The 1768-nt window shown below is 59.3% G+C and carries 1 protein-coding gene; it reads right to left on the minus strand.

The genetic code is table 11. The features are described 5' to 3' along the window. Positions 1-229: 229 nt before the first annotated feature. A partial coding sequence (gene tnpC, locus WM40_RS26720) for an IS66 family transposase (RefSeq protein WP_236693725.1) occupies positions 230-1768 on the minus strand: 1539 nt, incomplete at its 5' end.

Here is a 1768-nt window from a genome sequence, read left to right on the forward strand (position 1 = left end):
CATTGTCAACTTGCGGAAAATGGGACAGCCCGAGGTCGGGAGCGAGTGCCGGTCACAAACCGGTAGACGGATTTTGGGTAATGTTGGTGAATTTGCGCCACGCCTCGAACTGCTCGTAAGCGTCCAGCGACGGCATCTTGCGAGGTACGTCTTTTAAGTATCGGGCTGTTAGTCAGCGGCATGCCTGTAGTGCCCATTTAAAAAATAAATGGGCACTTCAATAAGCTTTTTAAGCTTGGCGGAGTTTGCCGGAAGCGATGTTCCAAGGCAGCAGGTCGTCGATCTGGTTCACCGGATGATCAGCGATGCGCGTGAGCACGTCACGCAGATACGCCTCGGGCTCGATACCGTTGAGTTTGGCCGTACCGATTAGACTGTACATGGCGGCAGCCCTGTCGCCGCCGGACTCAGACCCTGCAAATAAAAAATTCTTGCGGCCCAGCGCCACGGCGCGCAACGCGCGTTCGACAGCGTTATTGTCGATTTCCGTACGGCCATCCCGGACGAACGTGTTCAACGCCTCCCATCGGTTGAGCGCATATTGGATCGCGCCGGCGAGCGCCGATTTACCCGATAGCGTTGGGATCAGCGAGTCCAACCACGCTCGCATACTGTCGAGCAATGGTTTGCTGTGTTCGGTTCTTACTTGCAAACGCTTGTCCGGGGGCTCACCCCTGATCTGCTCTTCAATTGCATACAGTGCTGCGATACGGCGCACCGCTTCGCCTGCCGCCGGTGACGGATGCGACTTCGTGAGTTCGTAGAATTTGCGTCTGGCGTGTGCCCAGCAGGCGGCCTGTGTTCTCGATTCGCCGTACAGCGCGTCATATCCTGCAAATCCGTCGGCATGGATGATGCCGTTGAACTCGCCGAGATGGCGCTGAGGATGTTCACCGCGCCGATCGGGCGTGAATGCCATCCATAATGCGGCCGCGTTCGCCGAGCCCGCTGGGCGTTCGTCACGCACATACGCCCACAACCGACCGGTGACGGTCTTGCCTTTACCCGGTGCCAGCATCGGCACGGGCGTGTCGTCAGCGTGCACGCTCGGCCCCGCCATCACATATCGGCGCAGCGCCTCTACCAATGGGCGCAGCAGTCGTGTGACACCGCCGACCCATTCACTCAGCGTCGAGCGATCTAAGTCCACTCCGTCACGTGCATAGATTTGCGATTGTCGATACAGCGGCAGGTGATCGGCATATTTGCCGATCATGACGTGTGCGAGCAAACCGGGACCGGCTAATCCTCGGGCAATGGGGCGTGACGGTGCGCTCGCTTGCACGAGTGTCTGACAGCATGCGCAACTGAATTTGGGGCGCACGTGTCGAATGACACGCCAGCTCCCGGGCACGTACTCAAGCTGCTCAGCGACGTCCTCACCGATGTGCTTGAGCGTGCCACCACAGTCAGGACAACCATCGCCTGACGGTAAATGCTCGACCGTGTCACGCGGCAGATCCTCTGGCAGCGGCTTACGTGCTCGGCTTTTACGTTCCTGTTCGGCAGGACTCGCAGGTGGTGGATCTTCGCCGTTGTCGAGCAGCAGCTCCTCGAGTTTAAGTTCGAGCTGACCGATCTCGGTCTCCAGCTTTTCGGACTTGCGGCCGTACATCTGGCGGCGCAGCGCCGCGATCTGAATCTGTAAATGCTCGATGAGCAGTTCGCGTGCGCTCAGATTCGATTGGAGTTTGCGCACCTGGCCGGCCAGATCCGCGACCATGCGCTGAAGCGCAACGACCTCGGTGGGCAGCGGGTTGGAGGGGGA

The organism is Robbsia andropogonis, assembly GCF_000970345.1.
GTDB classification, from domain to species: domain Bacteria; phylum Pseudomonadota; class Gammaproteobacteria; order Burkholderiales; family Burkholderiaceae; genus Robbsia; species Robbsia andropogonis.